The organism is Achromobacter sp. ACM01 (genome assembly GCF_014851745.1).
Classification (GTDB): domain Bacteria; phylum Pseudomonadota; class Gammaproteobacteria; order Burkholderiales; family Burkholderiaceae_B; genus Achromobacter; species Achromobacter aegrifaciens.
The window spans coordinates 1,125,076-1,150,877 of sequence record NZ_JACVAF010000001.1; the positions used below are offsets into that span (position 1 = coordinate 1,125,076).

The 25,802-nt window shown below is 67.1% G+C and carries 22 protein-coding genes and 1 pseudogene; 13 read left to right on the forward strand and 10 right to left on the reverse strand.

All coding sequences use genetic code 11. From position 1 onward, the window contains the following. Positions 1-24: 24 nt before the first annotated feature. Positions 25-1,683: a CYTH and CHAD domain-containing protein gene (locus IB268_RS05155; protein ID WP_119449619.1), complete on the reverse strand. Its 1,659-nt coding sequence runs from the start codon at positions 1,681-1,683 to the stop codon at positions 25-27. 331 nt (positions 1,684-2,014) lie between these two features. On the opposite strand from IB268_RS05155, the pseudogene IB268_RS31310 reads away from it, so the two are divergent. Then, a pseudogene (locus tag IB268_RS31310) lies at positions 2,015-2,143 on the forward strand (ESPR domain-containing protein); the annotation flags it as partial. Positions 2,144-2,296: 153 nt separating this feature from the next. Continuing rightward, positions 2,297-7,966 carry an autotransporter domain-containing protein gene (locus IB268_RS31025; RefSeq protein ID WP_370540009.1) on the forward strand — a complete coding sequence of 1,890 codons (5,670 nt, stop codon included), beginning with the start codon at positions 2,297-2,299 and terminating at the stop codon, positions 7,964-7,966. Positions 7,967-8,035: 69 nt separating this feature from the next. Here IB268_RS31025 and phnE (IB268_RS05200) read toward each other — a convergent pair whose 3' ends face one another. The 6 genes from phnE (IB268_RS05200) to IB268_RS05225 all read right to left on the reverse strand — a co-directional run bounded on the left by phnE (IB268_RS05200) (position 8,036) and on the right by IB268_RS05225 (position 13,325). Further along, positions 8,036-8,860, reverse strand: coding sequence for a phosphonate ABC transporter, permease protein PhnE (gene phnE, locus IB268_RS05200; protein WP_119449618.1), 825 nt, complete (start codon positions 8,858-8,860; stop codon positions 8,036-8,038). Then, entirely contained in the window at positions 8,857-9,741 is an 885-nt protein-coding gene (gene phnE, locus IB268_RS05205) for a phosphonate ABC transporter, permease protein PhnE (RefSeq protein WP_054451934.1), read from the reverse strand. Before phnE (IB268_RS05205) ends, phnE (IB268_RS05200) begins: the two co-directional genes overlap by 4 nt. Continuing rightward, entirely contained in the window at positions 9,738-10,508 is a 771-nt protein-coding gene (gene phnC / locus IB268_RS05210) for a phosphonate ABC transporter ATP-binding protein (RefSeq protein WP_054451933.1), read from the reverse strand. The genes phnE (IB268_RS05205) and phnC overlap by 4 nt, the downstream gene beginning before the upstream one ends. A 6-nt stretch (positions 10,509-10,514) precedes the next feature. Next, positions 10,515-11,513 carry a phosphate/phosphite/phosphonate ABC transporter substrate-binding protein gene (gene phnD, locus IB268_RS05215; protein ID WP_054451932.1) on the reverse strand — a complete coding sequence of 333 codons (999 nt, stop codon included), beginning with the start codon at positions 11,511-11,513 and terminating at the stop codon, positions 10,515-10,517. Between the two features lie 165 nt (positions 11,514-11,678). After that, positions 11,679-12,497, reverse strand: a complete 819-nt coding sequence (locus IB268_RS05220; RefSeq protein WP_054451931.1) for an IclR family transcriptional regulator — start codon at positions 12,495-12,497, stop codon at positions 11,679-11,681. A 12-nt stretch (positions 12,498-12,509) separates the two neighbouring features. Next, the gene (locus tag IB268_RS05225; RefSeq protein ID WP_054451930.1) at positions 12,510-13,325 is read right to left on the reverse strand and encodes an HAD-IIB family hydrolase; all 816 of its coding nucleotides are present in this window, start codon (positions 13,323-13,325) and stop codon (positions 12,510-12,512) included. A 151-nt stretch (positions 13,326-13,476) separates the two neighbouring features. Here IB268_RS05225 and ribBA point away from each other — a divergent pair, with 151 nt between their 5' ends. The 6 genes from ribBA to IB268_RS05255 all read left to right on the forward strand — a co-directional run bounded on the left by ribBA (position 13,477) and on the right by IB268_RS05255 (position 17,979). Then, positions 13,477-14,652: a bifunctional 3,4-dihydroxy-2-butanone-4-phosphate synthase/GTP cyclohydrolase II gene (ribBA, locus tag IB268_RS05230; protein ID WP_054451929.1), complete on the forward strand. Its 1,176-nt coding sequence runs from the start codon at positions 13,477-13,479 to the stop codon at positions 14,650-14,652. A 10-nt stretch (positions 14,653-14,662) separates the two neighbouring features. Next, positions 14,663-15,193, forward strand: a complete 531-nt coding sequence (gene ribH, locus IB268_RS05235; protein ID WP_006391339.1) for a 6,7-dimethyl-8-ribityllumazine synthase — start codon at positions 14,663-14,665, stop codon at positions 15,191-15,193. Next, on the forward strand, positions 15,162-15,656 hold the full coding sequence (nusB, locus tag IB268_RS05240; protein WP_054451928.1) for a transcription antitermination factor NusB: 495 nt from the start codon (positions 15,162-15,164) through the stop codon (positions 15,654-15,656). The genes ribH and nusB overlap by 32 nt, the downstream gene beginning before the upstream one ends. 231 nt (positions 15,657-15,887) lie before the next feature. Next, positions 15,888-16,853, forward strand: a complete 966-nt coding sequence (thiL, locus tag IB268_RS05245) for a thiamine-phosphate kinase (protein WP_119451993.1) — start codon at positions 15,888-15,890, stop codon at positions 16,851-16,853. A 56-nt stretch (positions 16,854-16,909) separates the two neighbouring features. After that, a complete protein-coding gene (locus IB268_RS05250) occupies positions 16,910-17,416 on the forward strand; it encodes a phosphatidylglycerophosphatase A (RefSeq protein WP_054452311.1) in 507 nt (168 codons plus the stop codon). Then, entirely contained in the window at positions 17,413-17,979 is a 567-nt protein-coding gene (locus tag IB268_RS05255) for a CinA family protein (protein ID WP_054451926.1), read from the forward strand. Before IB268_RS05250 ends, IB268_RS05255 begins: the two co-directional genes overlap by 4 nt. A gap of 45 nt (positions 17,980-18,024) precedes the next feature. Here the strand turns inward: IB268_RS05255 and pyrF are convergent, their stop codons facing one another. From pyrF to IB268_RS05270, 3 genes are read right to left on the reverse strand one after another with little or no spacing between them, the layout of a single operon-like run. Beyond that, the gene (pyrF, locus tag IB268_RS05260; RefSeq protein ID WP_054451925.1) at positions 18,025-18,843 is read right to left on the reverse strand and encodes an orotidine-5'-phosphate decarboxylase; all 819 of its coding nucleotides are present in this window, start codon (positions 18,841-18,843) and stop codon (positions 18,025-18,027) included. A 6-nt stretch (positions 18,844-18,849) separates the two neighbouring features. Beyond that, a complete protein-coding gene (locus IB268_RS05265) occupies positions 18,850-20,169 on the reverse strand; it encodes an NAD(P)/FAD-dependent oxidoreductase (RefSeq protein ID WP_054451924.1) in 1,320 nt (439 codons plus the stop codon). Between the two features lie 49 nt (positions 20,170-20,218). After that, the gene (locus tag IB268_RS05270; RefSeq protein ID WP_054451923.1) at positions 20,219-20,617 is read right to left on the reverse strand and encodes a diacylglycerol kinase; all 399 of its coding nucleotides are present in this window, start codon (positions 20,615-20,617) and stop codon (positions 20,219-20,221) included. 182 nt (positions 20,618-20,799) lie between these two features. Between IB268_RS05270 and IB268_RS05275 the strand changes: the two genes are divergently transcribed. The 5 genes from IB268_RS05275 to IB268_RS05295 all read left to right on the forward strand — a co-directional run bounded on the left by IB268_RS05275 (position 20,800) and on the right by IB268_RS05295 (position 25,800). Continuing rightward, positions 20,800-21,537, forward strand: a complete 738-nt coding sequence (locus IB268_RS05275; RefSeq protein WP_175160383.1) for a FadR/GntR family transcriptional regulator — start codon at positions 20,800-20,802, stop codon at positions 21,535-21,537. Positions 21,538-21,550: 13 nt separating this feature from the next. Beyond that, positions 21,551-22,621: an L-idonate 5-dehydrogenase gene (locus tag IB268_RS05280; RefSeq protein ID WP_342357251.1), complete on the forward strand. Its 1,071-nt coding sequence runs from the start codon at positions 21,551-21,553 to the stop codon at positions 22,619-22,621. 62 nt (positions 22,622-22,683) lie between these two features. Next, positions 22,684-23,658 carry a sialic acid TRAP transporter substrate-binding protein SiaP gene (locus IB268_RS05285; RefSeq protein ID WP_054451920.1) on the forward strand — a complete coding sequence of 325 codons (975 nt, stop codon included), beginning with the start codon at positions 22,684-22,686 and terminating at the stop codon, positions 23,656-23,658. A 64-nt stretch (positions 23,659-23,722) separates the two neighbouring features. Continuing rightward, entirely contained in the window at positions 23,723-24,349 is a 627-nt protein-coding gene (locus IB268_RS05290; RefSeq protein WP_119451997.1) for a TRAP transporter small permease, read from the forward strand. 44 nt (positions 24,350-24,393) lie between these two features. Next, positions 24,394-25,800, forward strand: a complete 1,407-nt coding sequence (locus tag IB268_RS05295; RefSeq protein ID WP_125472474.1) for a TRAP transporter large permease — start codon at positions 24,394-24,396, stop codon at positions 25,798-25,800. Positions 25,801-25,802: the final 2 nt, after the last annotated feature.

Sequence of the window (25,802 nt, forward strand, 5' to 3'; positions counted from 1 at the left end):
GTCCCTTTTGCGTTCAAGCCCGCGTCACTTCCAGAATGGCTTGCTGGCGGCCAGATCGTCGAACGCTTGCTGCGCGTCGTCCGCCAGTTCTTCCAGGCGCGCGCTGATCCAGCCCAGGGCGAACCAGGCTTGCGGATGGGTGGCGGTACACGACTCGTAGTAGTCCTTGGCCACTGCCAGGTCGTTGATTTCGCCCAGCACGTCCTGCACGCGCGACAGCAGCTTGCGATAGCCGCGCAGTTTGCCCGCGGGCAGCAGCGATTCGGCGAATGCCAGGCTGTACCGCAGCCGTTTGCCGCGCTTGCGCAGTTCGTGGCGCGTGGGAATGTCGAGCGTCGCGAATTGCGTGCCCTGGTCAGCCACCTTGCTATGCCAGCGGTGCAGGCGCCGCGCAAGCTGCTTGTGCAGGCGCTGCGGATCGGGTTCGGGCGCCAGCATCGGAATGATGGTGGGTTTGACGCTGGGCGCCGCCACGCCGCCTTCCAGCCGGATGGCGGGCTCGGGCGCGGCGTCGCTGGGGGTGCCGTTGGCTATCGTCTGGCCTTCCGCGGACGGCAGGGCCGGCGGCACGTCCAGGCTCCATTCCAGCAGCTCCAGCATCCAGGCCTGGAAGGCCTTGCCGCCGGCGATGCTGCGCGCGTCCTGTTCCGGGGGCGCGGCTTCCATAGGGATGACCGGCATGCCTGCGCGCATCAGCGCGGGCGCCACGGTTTCGTTCAGCACGTCCTGGTCGCGGTTGGCGCCGAAGGCGGCGAAGTGCGTGCGCACGCCTTGCAGCAGAGTGTCTGGAATCGGCGCGATCCAGCCGTCGAACAGCTTCCAGGCCGAACGCAGCCGGCGCACGCCCACGCGCAGCTGATGCACGTGTTCGGAGTTGCCGGCGCGGTAGACGCCCTCGGTGTCGACCTCGGCCAGCACCGAGGCGTTGCGCGCGATCTGGTCCAGGCATTCCGCCGCGATGCGCGCCATGGCCTGGGGCGCCGTCATGTCTTCGCGCAGCTTGACCGATGCGGCGCCGCGCGGCGCCCAGAACTGGGCGATGGCTTGGGCGCGGCGGGCTTCGAGGTCATCGCCCGGAATGGCGTCTGCATCTGCCAGGCGCTGAGCCAACTGGGCCAGCGCATCGCCGCGTTCGGACTTGCTGCGCGGGTCCAGCACCAGGCTGTGGCGCTGCTGCCAGCCGCGAGCCGCCGCGAAGATAGCGGCGGGGCGGCCCGACACCAGTTCGAATTCCAGTTCGGAGATGGGCAGCTCCAGCGCGCCGGCGCGCAGGATGCCGGTGTCATAGGCCAGTTCCACCGTGCCGTAGCGCGTGCGGACCTTGCGCAGGAGCCGCTGCACATCGGTTTCATAACGCAGGCCCAGTTCGCCCTTGATGGCTGCCAGCGCGGCTTCGACCTCGGTGCCGGCATACACCGACAGGTCCAGCACCGGGCCCGGCCGCGGGTGATTGAGTTCGATGCGCGTGATGGCATTGATGCCAGGCATCTTCAGCGTCTGCACCCAGTCGCGGCCTTCCTGGCGCAGCCGGATGGCGATGCGCGCCCGCGCAAGTTCGCGTTCCGGCGTATCGAAATACATGGCGTGCAGGCGGATGCGGGTCGCCTCGCGCTGCTTGACCTCTCGGAGCACCGCCTGGCGCGAGGCCGCAGGCACGTGCAGTTTCAATTCCTGTTCCGACATGGCGGCGGGCGTCCAACGGCAAAAGCCGAGATCTTAATCAAACGGGGCGGGCGATTTGATGACCGGTCATATTTATTTCACATGGAGCATAAACGTGTTTGCGGCGCATCAACAACCGGGTGAGCAGCCTTGCCCGCAAGCCAGGGGGAGACGCTGGCAGCCGCATGCCGAAGCGTTGGCCGGCTTCGTTCAATTACCAAGTTTCAGTGATATGCAATGTTACGAATCGCTTTTCTAATTGTAATTGGCGGGTAACGCGCTTCGCGGCCCCGGCTTCTACCCGCGTCTGCCCGGCAACTGTTCGTGCGGGCCCCGATTACATAAGAGCCCAATGAATCATACGTATCGCATCGTCTTCAACCGCAGCGCAGGCTTGTGGAAAGTGGTAAGTGAACATGCTCGCGGGCAGGGCAAGGGCGGTTGCCGCAGGGGGCGATCCGCGCGCGGAAGCCTGCCGTTGATGGCGATGTTGCTGGTTGCCCTGGGCACGGCCAGCGAAACACAAGCGGGGCCGCTGGTCTCCTTCACGGGCGATACCACGGTCGGATCCATGTCAAGCCCGAAGATTACGGTCTTCGTCCCGCTCTCCGTGGGTATATTCGGCGTGGGAACAGTGACTATCGCCGATGGCGGCGAGCTGTTGATGTCGCTCGGCAACACAGTGTCTCTGGCCGACTCGGCCTCGGCGGACGGCACGATCAACATCGGCGCGGCTCCCGGCGCCGCGCCCGCGGGCGCTGGTTTCCTGGTAACGCAGCGACTCGCGTTCGGCGCGGGTACCGGCACGCTGAATTTCAACACCAACAACCTCTACGACTTCGGCGCGGCGCTGGTCAGCAGCGCGGCGGGCACGCACCAGCTCAATCACTATGCCGGCTCCACGCGGCTGTCCGGTAATAGTTCAGGCTTCGTCGGCAACACCACCGTCACGGGCGGGAACCTGCAGATCCTCAACGTTCTGGGTACCGCGGAAGGACGTATCGATGCCGGGCAAGCTCCCGGCGCCACGGCCCGGGTCAGCGTGTTCAGCCCCGGCTCGACCTGGGCACTGACGGACAACCTTTTTGTCGGCGGCGCCGGACCCGGAGAGCTGAGCATCTTCAGTAGCGGCACGGTCTCGAACCAGTTTGCGACGGTGGATGCCCGGCAGAACGACGCGGCGAAAGTGACGGTTTCCGATGTCGGGTCGCTCTGGAGCAATCGCGCGGTGCTGCTGGTTGGTTCGGAAGGCGGGAGGGGCAGCGTGTCGATCCTGGCGGGGGGATATGCGACCAGCGTCGATGGCGTTGTCGGGCGCATCCAGAACGGCAATGGCGCCTTCCTGGTGTCGGGGCGCGGTTCAACCTGGATCAATAACGGCGAGCTCAGGGTGGGCGATGTGTCCGGTCAGGGCACACTGACCATCGAATCGGGGGGCTTCGTCTCGAACAAAGACAGCTATGTGGGCAGCATGAGCGGTAGCGGCAACGTTGTTGTCCGCGGCGCCGGCTCCATCTGGGACAACAGCGGCGCGATGACCCTGGGATTTGGCGTGGGAACGGGGGCGGGCAGCCTGACGATCGCGCAAGGCGGCACAGTGAGCGTTGGCGCGAGCGGCGGAGGGGCCGTGTCCCTGGCGCAGGACCGGTTTCTTTTCTTTCCCACCACCGGCACGATCAATATCGGCGCGGCGGCGGGGCAGCCGGCCGTGGGCGCCGGCACGCTCAACGCCAGCGCGATCCAGTTCGGCGCCGGCATTGCCACCGTGAACTTCAACCATACCGAGTCCGCCTACACGTTTTCGACGCCGCTGTTGAGCACAGGCGCCGGTTCACATAGTCTGAACCAGATCGCCGGCACCACCTTGCTGACGGGCGCGAATAGCGCATTCAAGGGCAGGACCACGGTGTCGGGCGGCAAGCTGGTGGTGCTGGGCCAGTTGGGAGGTTCGGCCGCCGTCACGGGCGGGGTCTTGCAGTACGGAGACGGCGCCACGGGCGCGGCCAACACCCTGAGCGGCAACCTGAATGTCTCAGGCACCGGCAGCACGCTGGCGGTGCATCGGGGCGCCACGCTGGCGGTCACGGGCGACATGGAAATGGCCGATGACACCGTGCTGGACTTGATGGCCGGCACGGGCAGCCCGCTGTTGCAGGCAAACAAGGTCACGCTGGGCGATGGCGTGGTGTTCAGGCTGAGCGGCATCGGCGACAAGAACGCGCTCGATACCGTGTTGATCGAGGCGCCCACAGGCGGCATCGACGGTGATTTCGGCGCCGTCAACGTGGGCGGCTTTACCGGAGAGGTCGACTATCTCACCGTCAACACACGCAAGTCCGCGGACAACAAGCAGTACCTCGCCACCTACGGCCTGAGCTGGACCGCCAACAACAACCTGGCCCATGGCACTTTCACGCTGGCCGATGCGTCGAACCGGTTCACGCTGGGGGTGCCGCTTTCCGACCAGGCCGCCAATGCCGCCGCCGGTTGGGACGGCAAGAGCTTGACCAAGGCCGGCGCGGGCACGCTGGTGCTGCAAGGCGCCAACACGTACAGCGGCGGCACGGCCATCCTGGGCGGCACGTTGCAGGTCGATAGCGATGCCAACCTGGGCGCTGCCGCCGGGGGACTGCGGTTTGGCGACGGTACGCTGGCGACCACCGCCAGCTTCGACACCGCGCGCGCCGTCACGCTGGCGCAGAGCGGACGTTTCGACGTGGCGGCAGACACCACGCTGGGCCTGACCGGCGCGGTGTCGGGTGCGGGAGCCCTGGTCAAGAGCGGCGCGGGCACGATGGTGTTGAGCGGCAGCAATAGCCACGGCGGGGGGACGATGATCGCCAGCGGCACGCTGCAGATCGACCGCGATGCCAACCTGGGGGCGACGGCTGGCGGCCTGGCCTTCGGTGACGGCACGCTTGCGGTGACGACCACCTTCGACATCGCGCGCGGGGTCGCCCTGGCGCAGTCGGGGCGATTCGAGGTGACCACGGGCGCCACGCTGGGCCTGGCCGGCTCGGTGTCGGGCGCAGGCGCGCTGGCCAAGAGCGGCGGCGGCACGCTGGTCTTGAGCGGCAACAACAGCTATGGCGGCGGCACGCAGATTTCGGGCGGCCGCTTGCAGGTGTCGAGCGATGCGAATCTCGGCGCCGCGTCCGGCGGCCTGAGTTTGAACGGCGGCGCCTTGGCGACCATGGGCAGCTTCGATACCGCGCGGGCGGTCGCGCTGACGCAGGCAAACAGTTTTGACGTGGCCGCCGGCACGACGCTGGGGCTGGTCGGCGCCGTCACGGGCAGCGGCGATCTGTTCATGTCCGGCGCCGGCACGCTGCGTCTGGACAACGGGGCCAACGCCTACGGCAATACCTGGGTGCGCGCTGGCACGCTGGTCGGCCATGCCGGTTCGATCTCGGGCAACGTCGACATCAACAGCATCGGCAGGCTGGTGTTCGAGCAGACCGCCGATGCGCGCTTTGCCGGCGCCATCTCGGGCGACGGCGCGCTCGTAAAGAAGGGCGCGGGCACGCTGAGCCTGGCTGGCAACAGTTCCTCCTACTTCGGCAAGACCACGGTGTCCGGCGGAAGGCTCGTGGTGCAAGGTTCGCTGGGCGGCTCGGCCGAAGTCACGGGCGGCGTCCTGCAATATGGCGACGGCGCAGCCGGCGCAGCCAATAGTCTGACAGGGGACTTGAACGTCGGCGCAGCGGGCAGCGCCTTGTCGGTGCAGGGGCCGGCGTCGCTGGCGGTGGCGGGCAATGTCAATCTGGCGGATGGCACAGCCCTGGATATCGCAGCCGGCGCGGGCGGCCCGTCCTTGAAGGCGGGCGGGCTGACGCTGGGCGAGGGCGTCGCCTTCACCCTCAGCGGCATAGGCAACGCCAGCCAGCTCGACAAGGTGCTGATCGACACCCGCGGCGGCATTCGCGGCGACTTCGGATCGGTGCGCGTGGGCGGCTTCAGCGGCGCGGTGGACTACCTCACGGTCAACACGCGCAAGTCGGCCGACGGCCTGCAATATCTCGCCAGCTACGACCTGAGCTGGACCGCCAACAACAATCTGGCGCACGGCACGTTCACGTTGAGCGATGCCGCCAACCGGTTCGTAGTCGGCGCGGATCTGGCAGACCAGGCGGCCAACGCCGCGACGGCCTGGAGCGGACGATCGCTGCTCAAGGCCGGCGCCGGCACGTTGGTCCTGAGCGGCAACAACACCTATAGCGGCGGCACCACGATAGCCGGGGGCACGTTGCAGGTTGCAAGCGATGCGAACCTGGGCGCGGCTTCTGGCGGCGTGGCATTCAATGGCGGCACGCTGGCGGCATCGGCGTCCTTCGATACCGCGCGTGCCATGACGCTGACCCAGGCCGGGCGCTTCGAGGTGGCTGGCGGCGCAACGCTGGGGCTGGTCGGCACAGTCTTGGGCAACGCCGACCTGATCAAGACCGGAGCCGGCACGCTACGACTGGACAACGCGGGCAACGCCTACGGCAATACCGTCATCCGGGAAGGCACGCTGATCGGCGATGTCGGGTCGATCCGGGGCAATGTCGACAACAATGGCTCCTTGGTGTTCGAACAAGGCGCGAACGCAACGTTCGGCGGCGCCATCTCCGGTGGCGGCGCGCTGGTCAAGAGCGGCGCGGGGACGCTGGCGCTGAGCGGTGACAGCTCGGGCTTTACCGGCAGCACCACGATTCAGGGCGGCCGGCTGGCCTTGAACGGCAAACTTGGCGGCGCGCTCAATATCGGCCAGGGCGGCGTGCTCGGAGGCCGCGGCACAGTGGGCTCGGGCGCTGGCTCGGTGGTGACCGTGGCGGCCGGCGGCACGCTGGCGCCAGGGAATTCCATCGGCACGCTGACCGTCGACGGCGATCTCGTCATCGAGAGCGGCGCGCGCTACGCCGTGGAAACCAATCCGCAGGGCGCCGATGCCGACCTTATCCATGTCACGGGCAATGCCACGATCAATGGCGGCTCGGTCGCGCATATCGGTATCGACGGCGACTACGGGCTGCGTTCCGTCTACACGATACTGGCGGCCGACGGCGCCTTGTCCGGCCGGTTCGATACGGTGACGTCCGACTATGCCTTCCTGACGCCGAAACTCGGCTACGACTACGGCGCGGGCCGAGTGTCGCTGGAATTGGCGCGCAACGGCACCGCGATGGCCACGGCCGCCGACACGCGCAACCAGCGCGCGGCGGCGGGCGCCATCGACAGCATCGGCATGGCGGCGGGCAATGGGCTTTACGACGCGTTCGCCGTGCTACCGGACGACAAGGGCTTGCTGCGTTCCAGCTTCGACCAGCTATCCGGCGAAATCCACGCGTCGGCCAAGACCGTGCTGCTCGAAGACAGCCGCTATGTGCGCGACGCCGCCAGCGAGCGCCTGCGCTCGGCCGCGGGCGCGGTCGGCGCGTCGGCGACGCCGGTGCTGGCGTCCGCAGGGGGCGGCGCCCGCCTGGCTCCGGCAACGGCGATGGGGCCCGCCAGCTGGATACAGGGCCTGGGTTCCTGGCGCCAGACCGACGGCGACGGCAATGCTGCCCAGGTCAAGAGCTCGACCGGCGGCTTTCTGCTGGGCGTGGATGCGCCGGTGTCCGATGCCTGGCGGCTGGGCCTGATGGCGGGCTACACCCGCACGGATTTCGACGTGCGCGATCGCGCGTCATCGGGCGACAGCGACAACTACCATCTCGGGGCCTACGGCGGCGGCCAGTGGGGCGCGGTGGGCCTGCGCGGCGGGCTGGCCTACAGCTGGCACGACATCGCGACTCGGCGCTCGGTATCCATGCCCGGCTACTCCGACAGCCTCAAGGCCAACTACGACGGCCGCACCGTCCAGGCGTTTGCCGACCTCAGCTATCGCATCGACACGCGCATCGCTGCGCTGGAGCCGTTCGCCAACCTGGCCTACGTCAACCTCAAGACCGACGGCTACAGCGAGAGCGGCGGCGCGGCGGCGCTGCGCGCGAACAGCCAGACCACCGAGACCACGTACACGACACTGGGTTCGCGGCTCATGTCCAGCTTCGAACTGGGCGGCGCGCAAGCCACGGCTCGCGGATCGCTGGGCTGGCGCTACGCCTTTGGCGACTTGAAGCCCACCGCCACCCAGGCTTTCGCGGCGGGCGATGCCTTTACCGTGGCCGGCGTGCCCATCGCGAAGAACAGCGCGGTGCTGGAAGCGGGGCTGGACGTGCAGGTGTCGCGCAAGGTGTCGTTCGATCTGTCCTACCAAGGACAGCTCGCCAGCGGGGCGCAAGATCACGGCGTCAGGGCAGGGGTGAGCGTGCGGTTCTGATATGTGGGCGAAAAAAAACCGCCCGTTTCCGGGCGGAGCAAAGGAACGCTGTAGGGATCCGCGGACGCGTCAGAGGATGCGTTTGCGGACCTGGGTGATGATGATTTCGGCCACGACCACCACCGCGAAGATGGCAGCCAGCACCAGCGCCACGCGGTCCCACTGGAACAGGTTCAGAGCCGTGTCCAGTGCCATGCCGATGCCGCCGGCGCCCACCAGGCCAAGTACCGCCGATTCGCGCACGTTGATGTCCCAGCGCAGCAGCACGATGGACCAGAAGGCGGGGCGGATCTGCGGCCAGTAGGCGTACCAGATCACGGATGCCTTGCTGGCGCCGGTGGCGGTGACGGCCTCGATCGGGCCGCGCTGCGCTTCCTCGATGGCTTCGCCCACCAGCTTGCCGACGAAGCCGATGGAGCGGAACGCAATGGCCAGCGTGCCGGCCAGCGCGCCGGGCCCGAAGATGGCGATGAACAGCAGCGCCCACACCAGCGAATTGACCGAACGGCTGGACACCAGGATCAGCCTGGCCAGCATGTTGACGGTCTTGCTGGGCGTGAGGTTGTTGGCCGCCAGCAGGCCCACCGGCACCGCCATCACCACGGACAGGATGGTGCCCAGCGTGGCGATGTGCAGCGTTTCGATCAGCGCGCCGTGCACGCCTTCCGGGTAGTAGGCCCAGTCTATCGGCCACATGCGCTGGAACAGATCGGCCATCTGCTCGGGCGCGTCGTACAGGAACTCCGGAATGATCTCGACGCCGCGGATCGCCTGCACGATGGCCGCGACCACCAGCAGGTAGAGCGCGAAGCGCAGCAGGCGCTGGCCCATGCTGTAGCGTTGCCAGACGCGCGGCGAACCCGGTGGATTGAAGGTGGATGCGTGGGCGTTCATTCGTCCACCTCCGCACGGCGCTTGACCGGAGTTGCGCCGCTGCCGATGCCGCGCGCTCCCGCGAAGCGGCCTTGCAGGATGCGTTCGAATCCCAGGTTGTCCAGGAACACGGCGCGCACGAAGCCGGCCAGGATTTCACCCAGCATGATGATGGCGATCAGGGTCAGCAGGATGGCGCTGACGAAATCGTAGTCAAAGCGCTGGAACGCCGAGAACAGCGTGCCGCCCACGCCGCCCGCGCCCACGATCCCCACCATGGTGGAGTTGCGCAGGTTGGAGTCGAACTGGTAGGTGGCAAAGCCGATGAAGCGGGCGAATACCTGCGGCAGCACGCCGAAGATGATGACGTTGGCGAACGAGGCGCCCGTGGCGCGCACGGCTTCCACCTGCTTTAACGAAATCTCTTCGATGGCCTCGGTGAACAGCTTGCCGATGAAGCCGACCGAGGCGACCGTCAGCGCCAGGATGCCGGCCAGCGCGCCAAAGCCCACGGCCTTGACGAACAGGATGGCGACGATGACGGGATGCAGCGCGCGGCACAGGGCCACGATGGCGCGGGCGGGCCACGATACCCAGGTGGGCATCATGTTGCGCGCGCCCAGCAAACCGATGGGCAGCGCGATGATGATGCCAAGCACCGAGGCCAGCACCGCGATCTCCAGGCTTTCCGCGATGCCCTTCCACAAGGTGGCGGGCTTTTCGAAGTTGGGCGGAAACATGCGCGCCAGGAACGTGGACGCGTGCCCCATGCCGGTTTCGAAACGCGCCCAGCTGAAGTCCAGCTGCGCGCCGGCATACAGCGTGTAGGCCAGCAGCAGCAGCACGCCGGCCTTGGCGCGCCCGGACATGGCGAAGGGGCGGGCGCCCTTGGGTGGGATCATTCCAGCCAAGACTCGCCTCCGTAGATGGTCTTGAGCATGGCGGCGTCCAGCCCCTGGCCGTCGCCGTCATAGACCACGTGGCCGCCGGACATGCCGACGATGCGGGTGGCGTAGCGGCGGGCGAGTTCGACGTCGTGGATGTTGACGATAACGGGAATGCCCGTGGCGCTGCCCTGTTCGGACAGCAGTTCCATGATCTCGACGGAGGTCTTGGGGTCGAGCGAGGACGTGGGCTCGTCGGCCAGCAGCAGCTGCGGGCGCTGCATCAGCGCGCGGGCAATGCCCACGCGCTGGCGCTGGCCGCCCGACAGCGCATCGGCGCGCTGGTCGGCGAAACCCGCCAGGCCCACGGTGTCCAGCAGCTTGTAGGCGTGCTGGATGTCCTCGGGCTCGAAGCGGCGCATCCAGGCCTTCACGGCGGAGGTGTAGCCCAGCCGTCCGGTCAGGAGGTTTTCCATGACCGTCAGGCGTTCGACCAGGTTGTATTCCTGGAACACCATGCCGATGCGGCGGCGCGCGCGGCGCAGCGACGCGCCGCGCACGCGGGCCAGGTCCACGGACCCGTCCTTCGACTGCAGCACGATCTCGCCCTTGGTGGGTTCGATCAGCCGGTTGATGCAACGCAGTAGCGTGCTTTTACCGGTGCCCGAGGGGCCGATGATGGCTGTAAGCCCCTGTCCCGCGATCTGCAGGTCGATGCCGTTGAGTACCGGCCGGCCGGCCCGGTATTCCTTCACCAGGCCGGAAATGCGTAGCGACGTCGTCATACGGAATTACTTCTTGCTCTTGGCGGATTCGCGGTCGTAGGCAGCGCGGTTGAAACTCTCGCCGCCGGATTCGGCGACCTGGCGCACGATGGCCCAGTCCTTCTCGTAGGTCACCGGGTAGAAGCGGTCGGCGCCGTCGAAGGCCTTGGACATTTCCGCGGGGAAGCGGTAGTCGTAGAAGCACTTGAGCATCTGGTCGCGGAACTTGGGCTCCAGGTCATGCGCGTAGGCGAACGACGAGGTCGGGAATTTCTCGCTCTTGTAGATCACGCGGAAGTCGGCTTCCTTGACCTGGCCGCGCTCGACCATGCGCTTGAACACGTCCGAGGCCACGGCAGCGGCGTCGTAGTCGCCGGAGTTCACGCCCATGACGGACTGGTCGTGCTTGCCGGAGAAGATGACCTTGTAGTCCTTGTCGGGAGTCAGGCCTTCCTTGGGGAACAGCGCGACCGGCGCCATGTGGCCCGAGTTCGACGAGGGGGCGGTGTGCGCGAGCTTCTTGCCCTTCAGGTCGGTCAGCTTCTGGTAGGGGCTGTCCTTCTTGACGATGACGATCAGGTTGTAGCCCTGGAAGCCGTCGGCATAGCCCTTGACCGCGAACGGCACGGCGCCCGCGATGTTCACGGCGAAGGCAGTGGGGCCGGTCGAGAAGCCGCCCACGTGCAGGCGGCCCGAGCGCATGGCCTCGATTTCCGCGGCATTGCTCTGCACCTGATAGAACACCACGCGCTTGCCCGTGCATTCGGACAGGTGCTTGGTGAAGGGCTTGAAGATGTCTTCGTAGACCGCCGGGTCTTCCACCGGGGTGTAGGTGAATACCAGGGTGGACGGGGTCTTCAGCTTGGCCGGATCGGTGGGCGTGTCGGCCACCAGGTCCTTGTTGGCGTCGCAGTACATCTGGTCCAGGTCGCCGCGGTTGGTGCAGGCGTCGGCGGCTTGCGCGGCGGACGTGCCCAGGGCGAAGGCGGCCAGCGTGGCCGCTTGAAGCAGGCGCAGAGCTTGCATCTTGTGTCTCCTCTTTCTTTGTTTGTGTGACGTGTCACTTAATTCAACCTGAATTCAAACATGGAAGAGGAGGGGACGCACTCGGGAAAGTCCCTGTGTTTCTTTTCGGCTTTTGTTCGCTTTGTTCGATTTATGTTCGTTTTTGCGCGAAATTCGCCGTTTGGCTCAGCTCCGGTAACCGAGCTTGCGCGAGATTTCCTGCGCGCAGGCCAGCAGCGGCCGGGCGATGGCGCCGTCCCAGGCCACATCGAACAGTCCCGTGGGGCCCAGGCTGGTCAGGGCCAGGGCGATATTGCCGGTGTTGTCGAAGACCGGCACCGACAGCGCGTCCACGCCTGGCAGCGGGTTGCCCAGGGCGCGCGCCATGCCGTGCACGCGGATGTCGGCCAGTTGCGCCTCGATGTTGGCGCGGGACGCCTTGCGCGGCGGCGGCATGCTGGCGATGACGGCCGTGTCGCCTTCCTCGCGCGCGATGTAGTGCTCGCTGACCTTGGGCGGCAGCCAGGCCGCGAACACCAGGCCAGTGGCCGTGTGCAGCATGGACATCACCGTGCCCTTGCGCATGTTCACGTGGACCGGGTAGCTGGCTTCGGTCATGTGGATCATGGTGGGGCCGTGCGAACCGAGCACGGCAATGCCCAGCGTGTGGCCGATTTCCGATTGCAGCTTGGCGATTTCCGGCATGGCGACGCGCACGGGGTCCAGGCGCTGCAGGCTGACCAAGCCCATCTGCAGAGCGAAGGGGCCCAGTTCGTACTGGCCGGTGATGGCGTCCTGCTGCACCAGGCCGACGCGGATGAAGCTGACCAGGTAGGGGTGCGCCTTGGCCGAGGTCATGCCGGCGCCCGCGGCTAGGTCGCGCAGGGTCAGGGGCTTGCCGGCGTCGACCAGGGCGGCCAGCAGCGGCACGCCCACCTCGATCGACTGGATGCTGCGGCGGCCGTCGTTGGCGGCCGGAGAGGAAGCGGAAGGGGATGTCGCCACGGTATGCGGACCTCAGGCCGGCTGTGCTTGGGGGGACCGCGCGGCCAGCAGCCGGTCGGCCATTTCCACGAAGCCCGCGCCGCCATGGTAGGCGGCGACGAAGGCGGGGCGGTGCGTCAGGCGGTGCAGCTGGGCCTGGATGTTGGCCACGCCGACCGAAATCGGGAAGTAGGCGAACATGGGTTCGTCGTTGGGCGAGTCGCCGATGAACAGGGTGCTGTCCAGGGCGCCGGCCACGTCCGCGCCGAACTCGCGCTGGAACATGGTGCGCGTCATGGTGAGTTTGTCGTAGTCGCCGAACCAGCCGTTGACGTGGATGGAGCTGACCTTGGCCTGGGCGCCGGCTTCCTCGAAGATCTGGACAATCCGGGTGATCGCCGTATCGGGCAGGGCGGGCACGTCCTCGCAGAAATCGATGGCCAGGTCGGCCACGCGGTAGTCCTGGTCGCTGGCCACGGCGGCGCCGGGCACTTCGGCCAGGACGCGGTCGCGGATGGCGTCCAGCTTCCGGCGGCTGGCCTGGCGCGAGGCGGCGTCGGTCCAGTAGTGGGTGGTCATGCGGCGGGCCTGGCGGTCATAGGCGTAATAGAAGGCGCCGTTTTCGCCGACCACGGCGCGCACCGGCCACATGCGGGCGATGTGGTCGCACCAGCCGGCGGGGCGGCCGGTAATGGGCACGACCTGGATGCCGGCCTGTTCCAGGCGCTCCAGCGCCGCATAGGCGTCCGCCGGCAGGCGGCCCTCGGTGGTCAGCGTGTCGTCGATGTCGGTCAGCACGACGCGGACGGCCGCCGCGACGGTCAAAGGCATGGCCGCAAGGGCTTGCATGTGGGGTTTCCTTGGCTCGGTTTTTTAGGGGTGGTCTCCGGGCGAAAGTTTACCGGACACCCCCGGCCGGCGGGGCTGGCAGGGCCGGATAGGGGTTCCGCCTCCAGGGGCGGTAAAATCCGGGCTTTCCCGCCTGGTTTACGTGCCCGCCATGTCCGTCCAGTTGTCCCCTTTGCCCGGCTCCGAGCCGGAATCCTTCGGCATCGCCTCTGTTGCCGAAATCATCGCCGAGCTGCGCGCCGGCCGCATCGTCATCCTGGTTGACGAAGAAGACCGTGAAAACGAGGGCGACCTGGTCATGGCCGCCGAATTCGTCACGCCCGAAGCCATCAACTTCATGGTGACGCACGGCCGCGGCCTGGTGTGCCTGACCTTGACCGAAGAGCGCTGCCGCCAACTGGACCTGCCCCTGATGGCGGCCCGCAACGGCACGCGCTACGGCACCAACTTCACCCAGTCGATCGAGGCCGCCGAAGGCGTCGAGACCGGCATCTCGGCCGCCGACCGCGCCCGCACCATCCAGGTGGCGGTGGCGCGCGACGCCAAGCCCGCGGACCTGGTCCAGCCCGGCCACATCTTCCCGGTGCGCGCCGTGCCCGGTGGCGTGCTGGTCCGTGCCGGCCACACCGAGGCGGGCTGCGACCTGACCGCCATGGCCGGCCTGACGCCCGCCGCCGTGATCTGTGAAATCCTCAAGCCGGACGGCACCATGGCCCGCCTGCCGGACCTGGTGCAGTTCGCCCGCGAACACGGCCTGAAGATCGGCACCATCGCCGACCTGATCCAGTACCGTAGCGAACACGAATCCATCGTCAAGCGCGTGGGCAAGCGCACCATGCAGACCGCCTGGGGCGAATTCGAGGCCGTGGCCTATGAAGACGCCGCCACCGGCTCCGCCCATTTGGCGCTGGTGCATGGTAACGTGACTCCCGACGCCGAGACGCTGGTGCGTGTGCACGAGCCGGCCTCCGTGCTGGACGTGCTGGACACCGGCGCCAGCCCGCACAGCTGGGGCGTGGCGCAGGCCTTGCAGGCCATCGCGGCCTCGCCCGCTGGCGTGCTGGTGCTGATGAACTGCCAGTCGTCCACGGAACACCTGTTTGGCCAGATCGCCGGCTGGAACGACTCCAAGGCCCAGGCCAACCCCGGCAACGCGGACCGCTACGGCCTGCGTACCTACGGGATTGGCGCCCAGATTCTGCGTGACCTGAACGTAGGCCAGATGAAGCTGCTGGCCCGGCCGCGCAAGATGCCCAGCATGGCGGGCTTCTCGCTCACCATTACGGGTTACGATTGCGACCCTCCGAATACTCCCGCAACACACTGAAGGCCGACCTATGAACCCTTACATCCTTACCCCCGACCTGAACGGCGAAGGGCTGCACATCGGCATCGTACGCGCCCGCTTCAATGAAGAAATCGGCCAGGCCGAACTCGAAGCGTGCCTGAAGGAACTGGCCGAACTGGGCGTGGACGAGCGCGACGTGATGGTCGCCACCGTTCCCGGCGCCCTGGAACTGGGCGTGGCCCTGTCCCATATGGCCGAAACGTTTGAATTCGACGCCCTGATCGCGCTGGGCGCGGTCATCCGCGGCGAGACCTATCACTTTGAAGTGGTCAGCAATGAAATGGCCACTGCAATCACCCGTATTTCCCTGGAAACCGGCATCCCCGTCGCCAACGGCGTGCTGACCGTCGACACCGACGAGCAGGCGCAGGCGCGCGCGGCCGGCAAGGGCCGCGATTGCGCCCAGGTGGCCGTTGAAATGGCCAACCTGGTGGCGGCCCTGGAACCCGAGGAAGAAGACGAAGACGACGAAGACGAGGACGAAGATTTTGACGACGAAGAAGACGACGACCAGCGCTGATAGCGCGGCGCAGGCCCGCGCCAACGCGCGCAGTGCGCGCCGCCGCGCACGCGAATTCGCCCTGCAGGGCGTGTACGCGTGGCTGCTGCGCGGCGGCGAAGGCACGCAGGACGCCGGCGAGATCGACGCCCATCTGCGCGACACCGAGGATTTTTCCGAGGCCGACGCGCAGTGGTTCAAGACCTTGCTGCATGGCGTGCTGCGCGAAGCGCCCGCGCTGCGTGAGCGTTTCACGCCCTACGTCGACCGTCCGCTGGCCGAACTGTCGCCTGTCGAGCATGGCATCCTGCTGATCGGCAGCTTCGAACTGATTCATCACGTCGAAGTGCCGTACAAGGTCGCCATCAATGAAGCCGTCGAACTGGCCAAGTCGTTCGGCGGCACCGACGGCTTCAAGTTCGTCAACGGCGTGCTCGACAAGCTGGCGGCCGACGTCCGCGCCCACGAAGTCAACAAGAGGTAGCTTCCTCTCCCCCCCCCGAAGCGCTGCGCGCTTCCCCCCCCAGGGGGGGCGCCGCTGCGGACCGGCAGAGCCGGATCCGCGCGGCCCGGATTTGGGGGGCACCTGTTTCTTGCCGCGCGAGGAGTGGGTTGGGGTTTCTTCCTGGTTGTGCGGGGCGCCGCATGATTTGTGGGGGCGGCAAGCCCCCGTAGGTTTCAATGCCGGCCTGCCGTGCCGGACTGCGGAGTTGCCTTGGCGTCCGAATTTGATCTGATCGCGCGCTATTTCACCCGCGCGGCCCCTGCTGGCCTGCTGGGCGTGGGCGATGATTGCGCCCTGTTCCCGGTCCCGCCCGGCGAACAGGTGGCCACCAGCACGGACCTGCTGCTGGAAGGCCGCCATTTCTTTCCCGATGTGGATCCGCAAGCGCTGGGGCATAAGGCCCTGGCGGTGAACCTTTCCGACCTTGCTGCAATGGGCGCACGCCCCATCGGCTGCGTGCTGGGCCTGGCCTTGCCGCGGCTGGACGAGCCCTGGCTTGCGGCTTTTGCCGCAGGCTTCCATGCGCTGGCTGCGGCTCACGGTTGCCCGCTGATCGGCGGCGACACGACGCGCAGCGCGCATGACCTTGCCATCAGCGTCACTGTGTTCGGCGCCGTGCCGGCCGGGCAGGCCTTGCGCCGCGATGGCGCCCGGGCTGGCGACGACATCTGGGTGTCCGGCGAGCTGGGGGCGGCCGACGTGGCCTACCGCCTGCTGGACGGGCAATACCCCTCTGACGCGGCGCTGCTGGCGGCGACGCGCGGCGCGCTGGAATGGCCTGAGCCTCAGGTCGCGCTGGGCCTGGCCTTGCGCGGCATCGCCCATGCCGCCATCGATATTTCCGACGGACTGCTGCAGGACCTGGGCCATATCCTGGCTGCCAGCAGCGTGGGCGCCATGTTGCATTACGCCGCGATGCCTGTGTCGCCCGCCCTGGCTGGCTTGCAAGAAGCGCCGCTGCGCCGCGCGGTGCTGGGCGGCGGCGACGTCTACCAGCTATGCTTCACCGCGCCCGCCTCCCGGCGCGAGGCCGTGCTTGCGGCGGCGGCTGCGGCCGGCGCGCGCGTGACCCGCGTGGGGCAGATCCAGGCGCAGCCGGGCCTGTCCGTGCTGGACGGCCAGGGCCAGCCTCTCGCCGAGCTGCCGGCCGGTTTCGATCACTTTCCCGCGGCCTGATCCGCCGCGTCCCAACCCGCATACCCATGCCGTCGACCGACAACCGTCCCACCTCCATGCGCGACCGAGCCCGGACCGCATACCCGCCGCTGTCCTGGGTCTGCCGCGATCCGGGCCGGCTCATCGCCTTTGGCTTTGGCAGCGGCCTGATCCGGCCGGCCTCCGGTACCTGGGGCACGCTGCTGGCCTGGGCGATCTGGGTCGCCGCCGCGCCCGCAGCCTCGGATTGGGCGATCGGTGCATTCCTGGCGCTGGCTTTTTTGTATGGCTGCTGGGCCTGCCATCGCGTCGGGCGTGAACTCCAGCAGTCGGATCATGTCGGAATGGTCTGGGACGAGATGGTGGCGTTCTGGCTGGTGCTCTGGCTGACGCCCGCGGGCTGGTTGCCGCAGGCGCTGGCGTTCGTGCTGTTCCGCACGTTCGACATCGTCAAGCCGCCTCCCATCAAGTTCTTTGACGCCCATATCAAAGGCGGTTTCGGCGTGATGTGGGACGATATCGTGGCGGCCGGATACGCCCTGCTGGTCATGGCGCTGGTCGTGCGCACAGGAGTCTTGGGATGAGCGGACAACAAGAAAGCACCCGGCCCAATCTGTCGGCCGAACAACTGGCGCAAGCCACTTCGCTGGCGCTGGTTGAACGGCTGGGCGAAACGCTGCGGCGCAAGGGCTGGATGCTGGGCACGGCCGAATCCTGCACCGGAGGCCTCCTGGCCGGCGCGATGACGGCGGTGGCCGGTTCCAGCGACTGGTTCGAGCGCGGCTTCGTGACCTACAGCAACGAGGCTAAGGTTGCTGAACTGGACGTATCGCCCGACGCCTTGCACCACTTCGGCGCCGTCAGCGAACCGGTGGCGCTGGAGATGGCCAACGGCGTGCTGCTGGCGTCTCCCGCCGCGCATGTGGCGGTGTCCACGACCGGCATCGCCGGGCCGGGCGGCGCGACGCCGGGCAAGCCGGTGGGCATGGTGTGCTTCGGCTTTGCGCAGCGTTCGGGCGAAGGCATCAGCAGTCGCGCCGTCACGCACGTGTTCCCCGGCGACCGTGCGCAGGTGCGCCAGGCGGCGGTGGACTACGCGCTGCGCGGGTTGCTGGAATTGTTGGGCGCGCCGGTCAACCGGCGCTGAGAAACGGATTGCGCGGCAGGGGGCTGCCGGCCCCCATGCCCCGGATCAGCGCACTGCGTTGATCGCGTCGCGCAGGCCCTTGGCCGCCGTGCCGGCGGCCTCGCGCCAGTCGTCGCCGCCGCTGGCGTAGATGATGGCGCGGGACGAGTTGATCATCATGCCGCTGCGGGCCGCGTTGGCGCCGGCGTTCACGGTGGCGGTGATGTCGCCGCCCTGGGCGCCGATACCTGGCACCAGCAGGGGCACCGCGTCGCCGATGCGTGCGCGCACCGCGGCCAGCTCATTCGGGAAGGTCGCGCCCACCACCAGGCCGCACTGGCCATTGGCGTTCCACTTGTCGGCGACCAGGCCCGCGACGTGCAGGTACAGCGGCTCGCCATTGTCCATCTTCAGGAATTGCAGGTCCGAACCGCCGGGGTTGGAGGTGCGGCACAGCACGATCACGCCGCGGTCGCGCCACGCCAGATAGGGCTCGACCGAGTCCAGGCCCATGTAGGGGCTGACCGTCAGCGCGTGCGCCTGGTAGCGTTCGTAGGCTTCGCGGGCGTAGTTCTCGGCGGTGGAGCCGATGTCGCCGCGCTTGGCGTCCAGCACGATGGGCAGATCAGGGTGTTTTTCGCGGATGTGCTGGCACAGCGCTTCCAGCTGGTCTTCGGCGCGATGGGCGGCGAAGTAGGCGATCTGCGGCTTGAAGCTGCAGGCATAGGGCGCGGTGGCGTCCACGATGTCGCGGCAGAACTGGAAGATGGCGTCGGGCTTGTCCTGCAGTTCGCGGGGGAAGCGCTGCGGGTCGGGATCCAGCCCGACTTGCAGGAGCGAGTTGCTGGTGGTCCAGGCGTGTTCGAGTTTTTGCAGGAAATTCATGGGAGTTCAGTGCAGTTTGACCCGCGGGCGCGTGCGCCGCATGAGCAGGCGGGCCAGGGCAAGGGAGGCGGTACGCGAGATGCCGAGCACCGCTTTGTGGTGCATCAGGTGCAGGCTCATGTACATCAGGCGTGCCAGTGTACCGCTTACGAACAGTCCTCGTCCGGCCAGCTTGCCCATCAGGCTGCCGACGCCAGCGTCCTGGCCCAGCGACACCAGCGAGCCATGGTCCTCGTAGACATAGGGCGTGGTGGGCTCGGGCGTATGGCGCAGGCGCGCGGTGAGTTTCTTGGCCAGATAGTCGGCCTGCTGGTGCGCGGCTTGCGCGCGGGCCGGCACGCTGCGGCCGTCACGCCACGGCGCGGCGCAGCAGTCGCCCAGCGCCAGGATGTGCGGATCGGCGGTTTCCAGCCGTTCGTTCACCTCCACCTGGCCCACCCTGTTCAGCGGCAGGTCCAGGCCGGCCAGCAGGGCCGGGCCCTGGATGCCTGCCGCCCACATGCAGAGCTGGGCCGGGAACTCGCGGCCGTCGGCCGTCTTGACGCTGTCGGCGGTGACTTCCGAGACCCGGCAGGACGCTTCCACCCGGATGCCCAGTTCCGTCAGGCGGTTGGTGGCCGCGACCGAGATCTTCTCGGGCAGGGCCGACAGGATGCGCGGGGCGCCTTCCACCAGGGTGATGGCCAGATCGCGTTCGGCGCGGAAATTCGGCAGGCCGTAGGCGCTGACCACGTGGCTGGCCTCGACCAGCTCCACGGCCAGCTCGACGCCGGTGGCCCCGCCGCCCACGATCACCAGATCCAGGCGGGCCGAGGGATTGCGCACCTTGGCCTGATCCACCAGGGCCATGGCCTTGAGCATGGTCAGGCGGAACTGCTCCGCGTTTTCGGTGGAATCCAGCGTGACCGCATGTTCGGCCGCGCCGGGCGTATTGAAGAAGTTGGACGTGCTGCCCAGAGCCAGGACCAGCGTGTCGTAGGCGAGCTCGCGGCGTGGCAGGACTTCCTGGCCTTGCGCGTCGTTCACCGCGTCCACGGTGATGCGGCGCTGCTCGCGGTCGATGTGTTCCAGGCGGCCCTGCGCGAACGAAAACCCGTTCATGTGGGCCAGCATCAGGTAGGACAGGCCTTCCTGGTGGATGTCCAGCGTGCCGGCGGCCGCTTCGTGCAGCGAGGGCTTCCAGATATGGAAGGGGCGGCTGTCGACCAGCGTGATGTGCTGCCGGCCATGCACGCGGCCCAGCTTGGCCGCCAATTCCAGGCCGCCGGCGCCGCCGCCGACGATGACAATGCGCTCAGAGGAGTCGGGCGTCGATCTAGGCATCATGGCTTCCAGTATAAATAGCGGCGCATCTCCCGGGAGATGACTAGCGGTGTCAATGCATGACGAAACGGCTGATGGCCACGCCTACCCAGACTGTCCCGGCGAAGATCAGCAGCAGCATCACGGCGGCGCTGCCCAGGTCCTTGGCCCGCCCCAGGAGCGGGTGCGATTCGACGGAAAGCGCGTCGGCCAGCGCCTCGATGGCGGAATTCAGCAGCTCCGCCGCCAGCACCATGATGACCGTGCCCACCAGGAAAAACACTTCAACCGTCGTGCGGCCAAGGAAGAATGCGGCCGGGATCATCAGGACGGCCAGCGCCAGCTCCTGGCGGAAAGCCGCCTCGTATTTGATCGCGGCCTGCAGACCCTGCAGGGAGTAGCGCAGCGCATTCAGGATGCGGCGCAGGCCCCCGGTGCTTTTGTAGGGCGAATGATGCGGATTCTGTGACATGGGTGCGGAAAATGGGCTGGGTGTGGCGGCTTTTTAACAGATATGCATTGCCCGCGAAGCCATCGCACGCATCTTTGGGCAAACCCTAATTGTGACGTATCCGGCGCGGGCGCAAGATTTGGTGAATTGGTAAGGCCACTTTACCTTTTGGCCTGAATTTCCGACTGGCGCCACCGTAGTCCATGCCCATTCAGACCATCGAACCCCGCCGCCTGTATCGCCAGATCGCCGACCAGCTGCGCCTGCTGATCGAGTCGGGCGAGTTCCCCGTCGGCGCGCGTCTGCCGCCCGAGCGCGATCTGGCGCTCAAGCTCGGCGTGTCCCGCCCTTCGGTGCGCGAGGCGCTGATCGCGCTGGAGGTCGAAGGCTGGGTGGAAGTCCGCATGGGTTCGGGCGTGTATGTGCAAAGCCTGGCCGGCGGACCGCGCGCCAGCTTGACGGCAGAGAGCCCTCTGGAAACCATACGGGCCCGCCAGGTGATCGAGGGCGAGCTGGCCGCGCAGGCCGCGTTGCGCAATACGCCCGCGCTGGTGGATGGGCTGGCCGAAGCCGTCGGTACCATGGAAGACGAGGCGCTGGCCGGCAACGTGCCGATCCGCGGAGACCGCCTGTTCCATCTGCGCGTGGCCGAGATGGCGAACAACGCCGTGCTGGTGCGCGTGGTGAGCGAACTGTTCGACGAGCGCCACAATCCGCTGTCCGTGAAGCTGGGCGACTACTTCGAGAATCCGTCCAGCTGGGCTGCCGCCATCGCTGAACACCGCAAGGTGATCGACGCCATCCGCGCTGGCGACGACCGCGGCGCGCGCGCCGCCATGCACCACCATCTGGCCTGCTCGCACGACCGTCTTACCGCAAGCTGGCCCGGCGCGGACGCGTCCGGTCAGCTCTTGGATAGCCGGGAGCAGACGGAATCATGAGCATCGCACGCAGATGCCCGATGTTCGGAACGCCAAGGAGCAAGTCGCCATGACGCTGGCCTGTCGCATCCACGGGGCGCGCGACTTGCGCCTGGAACCGGACGAAGTCGCGCCGCTGGCGCCGCACGAGGTGGAGCTGAGGCTGGGCGCCGCGGGCATCTGCGGATCCGACCTGCACTATTTCCTGCATGGCCGCGTGGGGGCCTTCGTCATCCGCGAACCCCTCATCCCCGGTCATGAGGCGTCGGGCGTCGTGCTGCGCACGGGCGATGCCGTGCGGTCGGTGGCGCCGGGCATGAAGGTCGCCATCAATCCTTCCCATCCTTGCGGCGGCTGCGATTACTGCCGCGCCGGCCGCGACAATCTTTGCCGCAACATGCGCTTTCTCGGCAGCGCCAGCATCTATCCGCACGTGCAAGGCATGTTCCGCGAGCGCTTCGTCATGGGCGAACGCCAACTCACGCCGGTGCCGGAAGCAGACGTTACGCTGGGCGAGATCGCCTGTGCCGAGCCGCTGTCCATCGGCCTGCATGGCGTCAACCGGGCGGGTCCCATGATGGGCAAGCGCGTGCTGGTGACGGGCGGCGGCACCATAGGTTGCATGACCGTGCTCGCCGCCAGGCTGGCGGGCGCGGCCCACGTGACCGTGGCGGACGTGGCCGACCGGCCGCTGGACATGGCGCGCCAGGTCGGCGCCGACCTGGCCGTGCGCAGCGACCAGCTCGCGCCCGCCGATCTGACCGATATCGCCGACATCAGCATCGAGGCCGCCGGCAGCCCGGCGGCGCTGGCGACCTGCCTGACGGCGACGCGGCGCGGCGGCCGCATCGTGCAAGTGGGAACGTTGCCCGCCGAGGGCATTGCGTTTCCGGCCAACAACATCATGGCGCGGGAGCTCGACTACGTCGGCGCGTTCCGCGCGGGCGTGGAGTTCGATTGGGCCGTGTCCTACCTGCGTACGCGCAAGGTGGACGTGCGGCCCCTGATGAGCGCGCAGTTGCCGTTGTCGCAGGCGTTCGAGGCCTTCGAGCTGGCGGCGGATCGCAGTCGCAGTACCAAGGTGCAACTTGTAGTTGAAGCGTGACCCCGCTGGCGGCTCACCATGGGCCGCCACGCCGGGCATTCAAAAAACAACGAGGAGACGACATGAACCTAGGCAACGCCGTCAAGGCGCTGGTTGCCGCCCTGGCGCTCGCCGCCAGCGGCAGCGTAGTGGCGCAAACCAAGCTCAAGTGGGCCCACGTGTACGAAACATCCGAACCCTTCCATACCGCCTCCGTCTGGGCGGCGCAGGAAATCGGCAAGCGCACCAACGGCCGTTACCAGATCGACGTATACCCGGCCTCGCAGCTGGGCAAGGAAAACGACATCAACCAGGGCCTGACCCTCGGTACGGTGGACATGATCATCTCCGGCTCCAGCTTCGCGGCCAAGAGCTTTCCCCGTATCGGCGTCACCTACTACCCCTACATCTTTCGCAATCCCGAGCACCTGATCGCCTACACGAAGAGCGATATCTACAAGGAACTCACGCGCGGCTACGACGAGAAAAGCGGCAACCACATCGTCGCCACCACCTACTACGGCACGCGCCAGACCACGTCCAACCGACCCTTCACCAAGTGTTCCGAAATGAAGGGCCTGAAGATCCGTGTGCCTGACGTGGCCGCCTATCTGGCCATGCCGCGCGCCTGCGGCGCCAACACCGCGCCGATCGCCTTCGCCGAGGTCTACCTGGCGTTGCAGAACGGCACCGTGGAGGCGCAGGAGAACCCGCTCACCACCATCGAGGCCAAGAAGTTCTACGAAGTGCAGAAGAACATCATCCTCACCGGCCATATCGTCGATCACCTGAACACGGTGATCTCGGGCAAGCTGTGGAAGAGCCTGTCCGACGAGGACAAGAAGATCTTCGCGGAAGTGGCGCAGCAGGCGGCCGAGAAGGCTTCCGCCGAGGTCGCCGAAAGCGAGAAGAAGATGGTCGAGGTGTTCCGCAAGCGCGGCCTGAACGTGGCGGAGGTGAACGTTCAGGATTTCCGCGACACCGTGCTGGAGAAAGTGCCGTTCAAGCAGTACGGCTACGAAAAATCGGATTGGGAACGGATCCAGGCCGTGAAGTAAGCGCGCCGGGGGCCGCCTGCGCGGCCCCGCATCGACCCGTCCGATTCCGTACAAGGGGAACGCCATGCATTCCGATGCCAAGGCCGCCGTCATGGCGGCCGCCAGCAACAACCCTGTCCATCCCGCGGGGCATCAACCGCCCGCCACGGCGCAGGAGATCGTCCAGAGTTTCGAGGAAGCCGATCATCACGAGGTCAGCCTGGCAGGCTACCAGCCCGAGGACTGGATCTGCCTGGGTATTTTCTGGACCATGGCGCTGCTGGTCTTCCTGCAGTTTTTTTCGCGCTATGTGCTTAACGACTCCTACGCCTGGACCGAGGAACTGGCCGTCTATTGCCTGATCGGCGTGGTGTTCATCGGCTCGGCCATGTGCGTGCGCGCCTGCCGCCACATCCAGGTGGATTTCCTGTACCGCTACCTGCCGCGCCCCGTCGGCCGCACGCTGGCCACCATCATCGACCTGCTGCGCACGGCGTTCTTCGGTTATGCGGTGTGGCTCACCTACCGCTACATCGCGCTGGTGGGCGACGAGCCCATGACCACGCTGTTCTGGAACAAGGCCTATGTCTACTGGATGGCGCTGGCGGGATTCGTCCTGATGTTCCTGCGCTCGGTGCAGGTGTCGATCTGCAATTGGCGCCAGGGCTACTCCATCCTGGAAAACCCCGCGGCCTACGAGTCGCAGGACTAGCCGGGGCGGCCCCGGAATCCGACAACGACAACCGGAAGCGAGACATGGGCATACTGATCGGAACCTTTCTGCTGTTGATGATCTTCGGCCTGCCGGTGGCGGTGGCCATGGCAGGCGCATCGCTGCTGTTCGTGCTGATTTCGGGCAGCGTGCCCGACGTGGTGGTTGCACAGCGCATGATCGCGGGGGTGGAGTCCTTCCCTCTGCTGGCCGTGCCGTTCTTCATCCTGGCCGGCAACCTGATGAACATCGCCGGCATTACCGGCCGCATCTACAACTTCGCCGTGGCGCTGGTGGGCTGGATGCGCGGCGGCCTGGGGCAGGTGAACATCATCGGCTCGGTGGTGTTTGCGGGCATGTCGGGTACGGCCATTGCCGACGCCGCGGGCCTGGGCACCATCGAAATCAAGGCCATGAAGGACCACGGCTACGAGACCGAGTTCGCGGTGGGGGTGACGGCCGCCTCGGCCACGCTGGGTCCCATCATTCCGCCGTCGCTGCCCTTCGTCATCTACGGCATGATGGCCAACGTGTCGATCGGCTCGCTGTTCCTGGCCGGCCTGATTCCCGGCGCGGTCCTGACCGTGCTGATGATGCTGACCGTGGCCTATTACGCGCGCCGCAACAACTGGGGCGGCGACGTGTCCTTCGACTGGAAGCGCCTGGGCGCCGCCGGGCTGGAAGTCGGCATCGTGCTGGCGTTCCCGCTGGCGATCTGGCTCATGACCGAGGCCGGCATGTCGGCGAACCTGGCCGCAGGCATCGCCTTTGCCGTGTTGCTGGCGCTGGACTGGCGCTACAACTTTTCGGCGGTGATGGCGCTGATGGCGCCCGTCATCCTGATCGGCGGCATGACGCTGGGCTGGTTCACGCCCACGGAGGCCGCGGTGGCCGCGGTGATATGGGCGTTGTTCCTGGGACTGGTGCGCTATCGCTCCATGACCTTGCGGACCTTGGCCAAGGCGACTTTCGACACCATCGAGACCACGGCGTCGGTGCTGTTCATCGTCACCGCAGCCTCGGTGTTCGCCTGGTTGCTGACCACCACCCAGGCGGCCCAGGCGCTGACCGACGGCATACTCAGTGTGACCCAGAACAAATGGGTGTTCCTGCTGATGGCCAACGTCCTGATCCTGATCGTGGGCTGCTTCATCGACACTATCGCCGCCATCACCATCCTGGTGCCTATCCTGCTGCCCATCGTGCTCAAGCTCGGCATCGACCCGATCCATTTCGGCCTGATCATGACGCTGAACCTGATGATCGGCCTGCTGCATCCGCCCATGGGCATGGTGCTGTTCGTGCTGGCGCGCGTGTCCAAGCTGTCGGTGGAACGGACCACGGTCGCGATCCTGCCGTGGCTGGTGCCGCTGTTCCTGGCGTTGATCGCCATTACCTATATCCCCCAGATCACACTCTGGCTGCCCACCGCCATGGGCATGGCCAAGTAAAA

What these genes read in the sequence shown, in the direction of transcription:
- IB268_RS05155 (WP_119449619.1), bottom strand. Translation starts at nt 1,683, where the DNA reads ATGTCGGAACAGGAATTGAAACTGCACGTGCCTGCGGCCTCGCGCCAG.
- phnE (WP_119449618.1), bottom strand. Translation starts at nt 8,860, where the DNA reads ATGAACGCCCACGCATCCACCTTCAATCCACCGGGTTCGCCGCGCGTC.
- phnE (WP_054451934.1), bottom strand. Translation starts at nt 9,741, where the DNA reads ATGATCCCACCCAAGGGCGCCCGCCCCTTCGCCATGTCCGGGCGCGCC.
- phnC (WP_054451933.1), bottom strand. Translation starts at nt 10,508, where the DNA reads ATGACGACGTCGCTACGCATTTCCGGCCTGGTGAAGGAATACCGGGCC.
- phnD (WP_054451932.1), bottom strand. Translation starts at nt 11,513, where the DNA reads ATGCAAGCTCTGCGCCTGCTTCAAGCGGCCACGCTGGCCGCCTTCGCC.
- IB268_RS05225 (WP_054451930.1), bottom strand. Translation starts at nt 13,325, where the DNA reads ATGCAAGCCCTTGCGGCCATGCCTTTGACCGTCGCGGCGGCCGTCCGC.
- ribBA (WP_054451929.1), top strand. Translation starts at nt 13,477, where the DNA reads ATGTCCGTCCAGTTGTCCCCTTTGCCCGGCTCCGAGCCGGAATCCTTC.
- ribH (WP_006391339.1), top strand. Translation starts at nt 14,663, where the DNA reads ATGAACCCTTACATCCTTACCCCCGACCTGAACGGCGAAGGGCTGCAC.
- IB268_RS05250 (WP_054452311.1), top strand. Translation starts at nt 16,910, where the DNA reads ATGCGCGACCGAGCCCGGACCGCATACCCGCCGCTGTCCTGGGTCTGC.
- IB268_RS05255 (WP_054451926.1), top strand. Translation starts at nt 17,413, where the DNA reads ATGAGCGGACAACAAGAAAGCACCCGGCCCAATCTGTCGGCCGAACAA.
- pyrF (WP_054451925.1), bottom strand. Translation starts at nt 18,843, where the DNA reads ATGAATTTCCTGCAAAAACTCGAACACGCCTGGACCACCAGCAACTCG.
- IB268_RS05265 (WP_054451924.1), bottom strand. Translation starts at nt 20,169, where the DNA reads ATGATGCCTAGATCGACGCCCGACTCCTCTGAGCGCATTGTCATCGTC.
- IB268_RS05270 (WP_054451923.1), bottom strand. Translation starts at nt 20,617, where the DNA reads ATGTCACAGAATCCGCATCATTCGCCCTACAAAAGCACCGGGGGCCTG.
- IB268_RS05275 (WP_175160383.1), top strand. Translation starts at nt 20,800, where the DNA reads ATGCCCATTCAGACCATCGAACCCCGCCGCCTGTATCGCCAGATCGCC.
- IB268_RS05280 (WP_342357251.1), top strand. Translation starts at nt 21,551, where the DNA reads ATGCCCGATGTTCGGAACGCCAAGGAGCAAGTCGCCATGACGCTGGCC.
- IB268_RS05285 (WP_054451920.1), top strand. Translation starts at nt 22,684, where the DNA reads ATGAACCTAGGCAACGCCGTCAAGGCGCTGGTTGCCGCCCTGGCGCTC.
- IB268_RS05290 (WP_119451997.1), top strand. Translation starts at nt 23,723, where the DNA reads ATGCATTCCGATGCCAAGGCCGCCGTCATGGCGGCCGCCAGCAACAAC.
- IB268_RS05295 (WP_125472474.1), top strand. Translation starts at nt 24,394, where the DNA reads ATGGGCATACTGATCGGAACCTTTCTGCTGTTGATGATCTTCGGCCTG.